Genomic DNA, 7,543 nt, shown 5'->3' on the forward strand with positions numbered 1-7,543 from the left:
AATAATAAATTTAATTTTTCCCTATTTTTCAAATAATTTTATTTACTAAACTTTATTATTAAAATCAGAACCATTATCTACATTTATTATTTATGAACACTAAATAACATTATATTACATTCTCTTTCTATTAGTACCAAATAAAACCATTAGAAACCAGAAAATACTTTTAAACATAAACCAAACAAGTTAGCGGTAATTATAAAAATTTAATTTTGACAACCGCTGAAAAACAAGCTATATATTCTAAACAATAGATATGATATTAATTCAAAATGCGATTTATTATTTACAAAATTATCCAACATGGCAACTTATAAAAAAATATAAGATTAAGTGAAAGAATAATTTATTAGGCGTTATCTTACGATAACAAAATAATATCGTTAACATAAATAGAAAAAAATCAACGTAAACTAAAGCTAATGTGATCACCTATTAAAAACATTGGATTATCTAATAGACCAAGATATACCACGGGCTGGTATGGAAAGATATTCACAGACGCGGAGAACATGTATCCCTTGTTCTATACCGCAGAATAAAAAAACTATTTGCCGTCAATCCCAAGCTCATACTCCCGACGTTTAAGGATTGTATGAACTTAGTTTGTATCATTTACAGGAGTAAAATATGACTTTAGATTTTAACGATAAGGTGGCAATTGTTACCGGCGGCGCAATGGGTATTGGTGCTGCAATATGCCGCAGACTAGCGGCAAACGGCGCAAAAGTTGTCGTGGCCGATATCAACGGCAACGCAGCTCAAGCCCTTGCCAATGACCTTGATAATGCTATCGCCATTCAGCTCGACGTCACCCAAGCATCCGCGGTGGAGCGCTTAGTAGCTCAAACGGTAGAGACCTTTGGGGCACTCCACCTGGCAGTCAACAACGCCGGGATAGCCGGCTTGCGCCACCAAACCGTGGATTATCCGTTAGATGATTGGCATCAGGTCATCAACATCAACATGCATAGTGTGCTGTACTCAATGAAGTACGAGATCCCCGCGATGTTGGCTTCCGGCGGTGGCGCGATTGTTAACATGGGCTCGGTCGTAAGTCATGTTGGCCTCACCAACTCGATTGCATACGTAGCAACCAAACACGCATTGCTAGGCATGACAAAAACTGCCGCGCTGGAGTATGCAAAACACGGGGTCCGAATTAACGCCGTCGGACCCGGCTGCATCGACACACCATTGATGTCTAGGATCGACACCGATGCAGTCCAAAAAATGATCAAACATCATCCTATCAAACGTCTCGGAACACCAGATGAAGTCGCAGCACTAGTTTGCTTCCTATTATCTCAGGATGCGTCTTTCATTACCGGTAGCTATCACCTCGTTGATGGTGGATATAGCGCACGTTGATCCGCCTGTATCTTAAAACTGGGCAAAGCAGACAGTGACCTCCTTTAGCCGCAATAAGCCTGACGAGGAGATTATTATCGCTTTGTCCGTATCAGCTTTTTAGATCGAAATAAATAAAATCTCGAAATAGTCGATCACTTGAAGGGAACTGAGTCCGGTTTTTGCGATCTGATTTATCACCAGCCAAATATACTTGGATTAATATCCTGATGCTTTTGAGGTGTTATATTTCCTCCACATCGGGTGAAAATTGACGGCGGTTTTTATTCATTCCCTATATTGATAAGGATTAATTCGCCATTTTGTGTGATATTTGTCACGTTTTTTTATGTTCGTATGATAAATATCGTGATCTTGTGGTCATAACATTGAGAGAGCGAAATTCTCTGTTATTTGTCTCCACTCCATCCTACTCAGTTGGACGCGGTCTATTGTTCTCGCTAACGCCACGTATTAAATGATGGCGATTTTACGCTGTCATTTTTTTACTGCGGAACAGGCCGGCGCTATTTAAAAGAGCCGCATGTAATGACTCGCTTGATAGCCTCTGGCGTTATCCCCGTTTCAGGATAATGGTTCAATTATGTAGGATTTCAAATATGGATGGATTAGTTTTCACCTGCCGAATTGGCGTACTATCCCAGACAACTTTTCAGGTATCGCAATTTACCTTGCAGGAAGAGTTATCACAGCTTTATAGCCTGACGTTAAAGGTGGTGAGCTCACGTGACGATATTCCCCTGAATGAACAACTGGGTCGCCGCGCATCCTTGACTATTACTCGTAATGGCGTGGCCGAGCGTACCATTAATGGTTTGATCGCCGGTGCTGAACAGGGTAATACCGACGGCCGTCGCACTTTTTATATTTTCACTATCCGCCCCGAAATGTGGCTGATGACGCTGAATCAGGATAGCCGTATTTTCCATTGGCAGTCCGTACCCGAAATCTTAACCAAATTGCTGAAAGAGCACCATATTCTCTTTGTCCGCGATACGCTCTATAAACACTATACCGAACGGGAATACACCACGCAAAAACGCGAATCGGCCTATGATTTTTGGTGCCGACTGGCGGCGGAAGAAGGCATGGTCTTCTGGTTTGAGGAAAAACAGATGTTGTTCTGTGATTGCCATCTGGGCATGCAGGCGGATATCCAGCTCACTTACAATACTCACCCTGAAACCGACGAGACCGATACCACGGCGTACCAGTGGAGTTATGGCGAATACCTGTGCCCGAATGGCACGGTTCAGAAAGACCATAACTTTCTGAACCCCAAATATTCGCTCGAGCATCAGAAGCAAGCCGACGACGATAGCGGGTACAATTCGGTGTTTGAAAGTTACGGGCGTTTCCAGCGGGATGCGGAAGGAAAATCTTTCACCCAACTGCGGCTGGAGCAGTTACAAAACTACAGCAAAGTCGGTACCGCCAAAACCCACTGCATCCGGCTTCGGCCGGGCAAAATTTTTACCCTGCAATCCCATCCCATAGCAACCATGAACGCCCGCTGGCAGGTGATCTCGGTCACGCATTATGGGTGGCAACCTGTCGCGTCAGACGACGGGGGCGAAGGGACAACCCTGACAAACGAGGTCGCCTTTATTCCCGGTCATCAGGACTGGCGGCCGCCTTATCGCTACAAACCTCTGGCGGACGGTGATGAAGTCGCCACGGTGGTCGGAGTGGGAAGCGAAGAGATTTATGTGAACGAACACGGCGCGATACGGATTCATTTCCACTGGAACCGTTACGATAAAGCGGATGACGGCGCTTCTTGCTGGGTACGGGTGGCACAGGGCTGGAACGGCAACGGTTTCGGTTTTATGGCGATCCCTCGCGTCGGACAGGAGGTGATAGTCAGCTATCTTAACGGAGATATCGACCGCCCGATTGTGACCGGGTGCACCTATAACGGCCTCAACCGCCCGCCGCTTAATTTACCGCTGGAGAAAACCCGTACCACCTTTAAAACCCGGACTCACCGGGGACAGGGATTTAATGAACTGCGCTTTGAGGATGATAAAGGAAGCGAGGAAGTGTTTATTCATGCTCAACGGGATATGAACATGCAGATTCTCTGGGATAAAACCACGCAGATAGGCCATGACCAGAAAACAGAAGCGGCGCATAACCGCACGGCGATAATTAAAAACGATGATGATGAAGCCGTGCAGGGCTTCCAGACGCTTGAAGTCGGTCAAAATCAAACGGTGACCATTAAAGGTCAGCAAGCCGTTTCCGTTGGTAAAAGTCATCAACTGAACATCGCCGATAACCAGCAAATCACCGTGGGTAAACATATCACGGCGCACTCTGAAAGCGGGCAAATCATCATTGGGAACGCAGGCGGGCAGATAGTCATTGATCCAATGGGCAATATCTGTATCGAAGGGGTCAGCATCACGATGACCGACCATATCACCGGCAAGAAATCCGCCGGTGCGTTGTTTGATTACTCCGCCCGCTATACCTTGCTCAGCGAGCAAAGCGATAAGCCGTTGGTGGATGTCCCCTACACCATTACCACTGGCGATGGTCAGGTCATCCCGGGTAAAACTGACGCGCTGGGCAGAACGATGACGGTACAGAGTGCGGCAGAAGAAAATCTGCAACTGAGTTCACCAGAAAACCCACCTAAACCGAAGCAAACCTTATATCAGGTCAGTGATAACACACCGGTAGAGCATGTTATGGAATTTACGGAGGAATAAGTATGGCAATATCCAACAACGGCAAGATGTGCCCGGCTGTCACATCAATCACCTGTACGATGGAAATAGGCGTCTTTCCTGCTGATGAAGATCCCTGTTATCTGGCGAGAAAAGCCGAATACGCTCTGCGCCTGCCGGCAATGATTATTACCAAACTGGGGGCTATCCGCTTTCTTAATCAAGTCATTATGAGTGGGTTGATTAAGGTTGAGGAGCTTAAGCATGACTTTCTATGGCCCTATAAAGCGGAAGTGGTGTTTGCTATCCGAGGAGAGCAGGATGTCCCTTTACCCATGCTGGCGACCAGTCAAGACTCTAAACAGCGTTATGGTGGTAATTTGCCGCAGTCCAGTAATCCGTTTGCCCGACCTTCTGCCGAAGACGCGGAGAAATTTGGGGTTGTTGGTATCCGTCGGCCCGATATTATTCTGGTTAAAGATGAGGCTCTTCGCTGGCCGGGCAGAAATGCCACCTACTTTGATGGTTCTGTGCACCCTGATAATCTGAAAATGTTGATTGAGGTGAAATTTCCGGGGGATGATCTAAGTAGAGATCAGGAATTGGATTATATGCTAATTGCGACAGAAAAACGTTTTGGTGTAATGCGCGTCATAGATAATCGCACTGAGGAGCAAAAACAGTATGATGAAGCGTGGCGAAAACATTATCAACCCGGTTCCCAACACTATAAAAACCCCATCCCACTGGCCCCGTTGCCACCGGGTTCGCCTCCTGATGATGGAGCTTTACCCACCCCTCCCGCAGAGGGTGTACCGGGGACCATTCCGCAACCCCTGACAAAAAATCCACCGCTTCTCAGCACTTCCCGCTGGTCGTTTTTACCCAGCTATGAAGACTGGGTTGTCCTCGGGCAGGAGGTGGCGGGTCTGGCTGAAAACGGGTTGAATTATGTCCGCGACAGTACCCGGGAGCTTCTTGCCCAGTTTGGTATCTGGTTCAATCAAGCCGGTAAGTGGGTGTGTGAAGAAATTATTGATCCGGTCACTCATCAAGTCAGCTATGCATTTTCCTGGGTTAATGAACAAACGGGGAAAATCGTGACCTGGTCTGAGAGTGAGATAAAAGCCCGGTGGCAAACCGTGCAACAAGGCTCAGATATCACCCTGGAAGAGCTAAAAAACATTAGCTGGATGCAAATATTAAAAGAGGTAGGTGAAGGCATGCTGGAATTAGTTGTAATTATTGCCGGTGTTGCCGTTGTTATCCTGGTCACCGTTGCCGTCGCTGCCGCGCTGATTGCACTGGTGGAAATTTTAGCTGCCGCTGCCGCAGTTAGCGCCGCCGCGTTAACCGCCGTCCTGGCAATATTGGCGAGTGTGACATTCGCCACCGCTTCATAAATTAACGGAGAGAATATGGATACTTCAGATTACTTTGCCCAGTTGAAATCACAACTGACCGCATTTACCTTCCTCAATGGCGATGGGCTGACTGTTTCTCGTCTTGGGATTTCTATCACCCTGTTTTTTAAACAGGGTTACACCCTTGAGAAAAAGCAACGCATTCTGACCTGCTACCGGCGCTTTCGTGAAGAGTTTGGCACTTACCTGCGTTTTCACCGTCATGAGCTAAAAGGGTTAAGGAAATATTCACAGGAAAATATTGTTAAAGTTGAGGAGGGTATTCTTAATCAGAAAAAAAACCAGCTTTCTAGCTGGGATATCAGTGACGCTAGAAATCTCTATGAAGCTCCCCGCTATCTGATGCATTATCTGGATTCCAGAGAAATAGATGGTGACGATGATAGCTCTTACCTGAGTCTGACACTGCCCTGGGATTATCTGAAAGAACAAGAGGGCATGACCCGATTTATGGCCTGGCTGGACTTTCTGTGTGAACAACTCGAACCGGACAGTGGGGATTGTGGTTATTGTTTGGTATTACCCAACGACTTCTATGACTACTTTCCTTTAGAGTACCAGCTAGCGCAACGTTATCCTTCCCTGCAAGTGAACTCCGCAGTGCATACAGCTAAATTACAGTATGAACACTCCATCCGTGGCATTAACTGGATCACCCTGCTGTCCAAACGCTTTGTAAACCGACTGGGGGGGGAATTCTGGATACGACATATGCTGGCCCGCCACCTCTACCCGGATGTGGTGATTACGCCTTACTCCAATGGTCTGATGATCCGGGCCGGTCAATACCCGGACTTAACGCCGCTACCGGGCAGTGTCCCGGAAAGTTATTTTGCTATTAACCAACTGATACGTCCGATACGGGTGATACCTCGTGAAGGCCATTCATTGCACTTCTATGGTGAAGGTCATTTTAATTCAACTTCCACCCTAGCCTGGTATGCCCGTTATGACCGTGGGCCGCTGCAAGTGACCCCTTTGAGAGGTAACCATCCGGCACTGGTCAGCGGGATCTGGCAAACCGATAGCCTGCCGGGTCAGCAGTACTTCTTTGCTCAGGGGGCGACGGCTTTTGATGTTGAAGGCGCAGAGACGGGCACAACCGTATGGCATCTGATACGGGAAGCGGCAAATATGTGGGAATAACAAATTATCCACCGCCTCATAATTCACGGAGAAAATGATGGAAACTGTAGATTACTTTGCCCAGTTGAAATCACAACTGACCGCTGACCGCGTTTACCTTCCTCAATGGCGATGGGCTGACCGTTTCTCGTCTTGGGATTTCTATCACCCTGTTTTTTAAACAGGGTTACACCCAGGAGAAAAAACAGCCTTGTGGTTGGGTGGTCAGTGATGCCAAAAATGAAGATGAGGCACCTCGTTATCTGATGCGTTACCTGGATTCCAGAGAAATAGATGGTGACGATGATAGCTCTTACCTAAGCTTGACACTGCCTTGGGATTATTTGAAAGAACAGGATGGTATGACCCGCTTTATGGCCTGGCTGGACTTTCCGTGTGAACAACTTGAACCGGACAGTGGGGACTACATCCCGTTTTCTATGAAGATGAGGTGGATATTAATTTCAACCCGAAAATCGGAGCGGATTGGTGTTTCAAAGGACAACAAAAACGGGTTATATTTAGATTGTTTGCAACAAATTAACCATCCGGCGTCTTATCTTAACTATCAATTTGTAATTCTAAATAAGATATTTCATTTTCGCTTCTATTTTTTAATCATTTCCTTTAATTTTCTGCAATTTTCATTAACAAATACTGAATTTCATCACTAAAAGCAGTGCCGTTATCTGTATTTATTATATATGCATGCTAAACCAAATTATATTTTGACCGATTTATATTAACACCAAAAAAATATGACTATTTTCATGCTTTATATTAATTATTCATAAAAACCAATATCACACAATTAAATATATTTTTATATAGCAAGAAATTAGACTTAGATTAAATTCCGAAAATAATAAAAAATCCGGTATAAATAATATATACCGGATTATTATATCAAGATTAAATTATTCAGAACTGCTGACTATATCAGTA

At 45.5% G+C, this 7,543-nt stretch carries 4 protein-coding genes and 1 pseudogene; all 5 read left to right on the plus strand.

Going from position 1 to position 7,543, the window contains the following annotated elements; genetic code table 11:
* Nucleotides 1-633: 633 nt before the first annotated feature.
* The gene (locus TI10_RS18185; protein ID WP_049584787.1) at nucleotides 634-1,374 is read left to right on the plus strand and encodes an SDR family NAD(P)-dependent oxidoreductase; all 741 of its coding nucleotides are present in this window, start codon (nucleotides 634-636) and stop codon (nucleotides 1,372-1,374) included.
* Nucleotides 1,375-1,973: 599 nt separating this feature from the next.
* On the plus strand, nucleotides 1,974-4,091 hold the full coding sequence (tssI, locus tag TI10_RS18190) for a type VI secretion system tip protein TssI/VgrG (protein WP_049584788.1): 2,118 nt from the start codon (nucleotides 1,974-1,976) through the stop codon (nucleotides 4,089-4,091).
* Between the two features lie 2 nt (nucleotides 4,092-4,093).
* Nucleotides 4,094-5,452 carry a VRR-NUC domain-containing protein gene (locus TI10_RS18195; protein ID WP_049584789.1) on the plus strand — a complete coding sequence of 453 codons (1,359 nt, stop codon included), beginning with the start codon at nucleotides 4,094-4,096 and terminating at the stop codon, nucleotides 5,450-5,452.
* Between the two features lie 15 nt (nucleotides 5,453-5,467).
* Nucleotides 5,468-6,619: a DUF3396 domain-containing protein gene (locus TI10_RS18200; RefSeq protein ID WP_049584790.1), complete on the plus strand. Its 1,152-nt coding sequence runs from the start codon at nucleotides 5,468-5,470 to the stop codon at nucleotides 6,617-6,619.
* 37 nt (nucleotides 6,620-6,656) lie between these two features.
* Nucleotides 6,657-7,023 (plus strand): annotated as a pseudogene (locus TI10_RS25260) (type VI immunity family protein); the annotation flags it as partial.
* Nucleotides 7,024-7,543: the final 520 nt, after the last annotated feature.

Source organism: Photorhabdus luminescens subsp. luminescens (genome assembly GCF_001083805.1).
GTDB classification, from domain to species: Bacteria; Pseudomonadota; Gammaproteobacteria; order Enterobacterales; family Enterobacteriaceae; genus Photorhabdus; species Photorhabdus luminescens.

Bases quoted from the DNA above. Each gene is read 5' to 3' on its own strand.
- TI10_RS18200 (WP_049584790.1), top strand. From the start codon at position 5,468: ATGGATACTTCAGATTACTTTGCCCAGTTGAAATCACAACTGACCGCA.
- tssI (WP_049584788.1), top strand. From the start codon at position 1,974: ATGGATGGATTAGTTTTCACCTGCCGAATTGGCGTACTATCCCAGACA.
- TI10_RS18195 (WP_049584789.1), top strand. From the start codon at position 4,094: ATGGCAATATCCAACAACGGCAAGATGTGCCCGGCTGTCACATCAATC.
- TI10_RS18185 (WP_049584787.1), top strand. From the start codon at position 634: ATGACTTTAGATTTTAACGATAAGGTGGCAATTGTTACCGGCGGCGCA.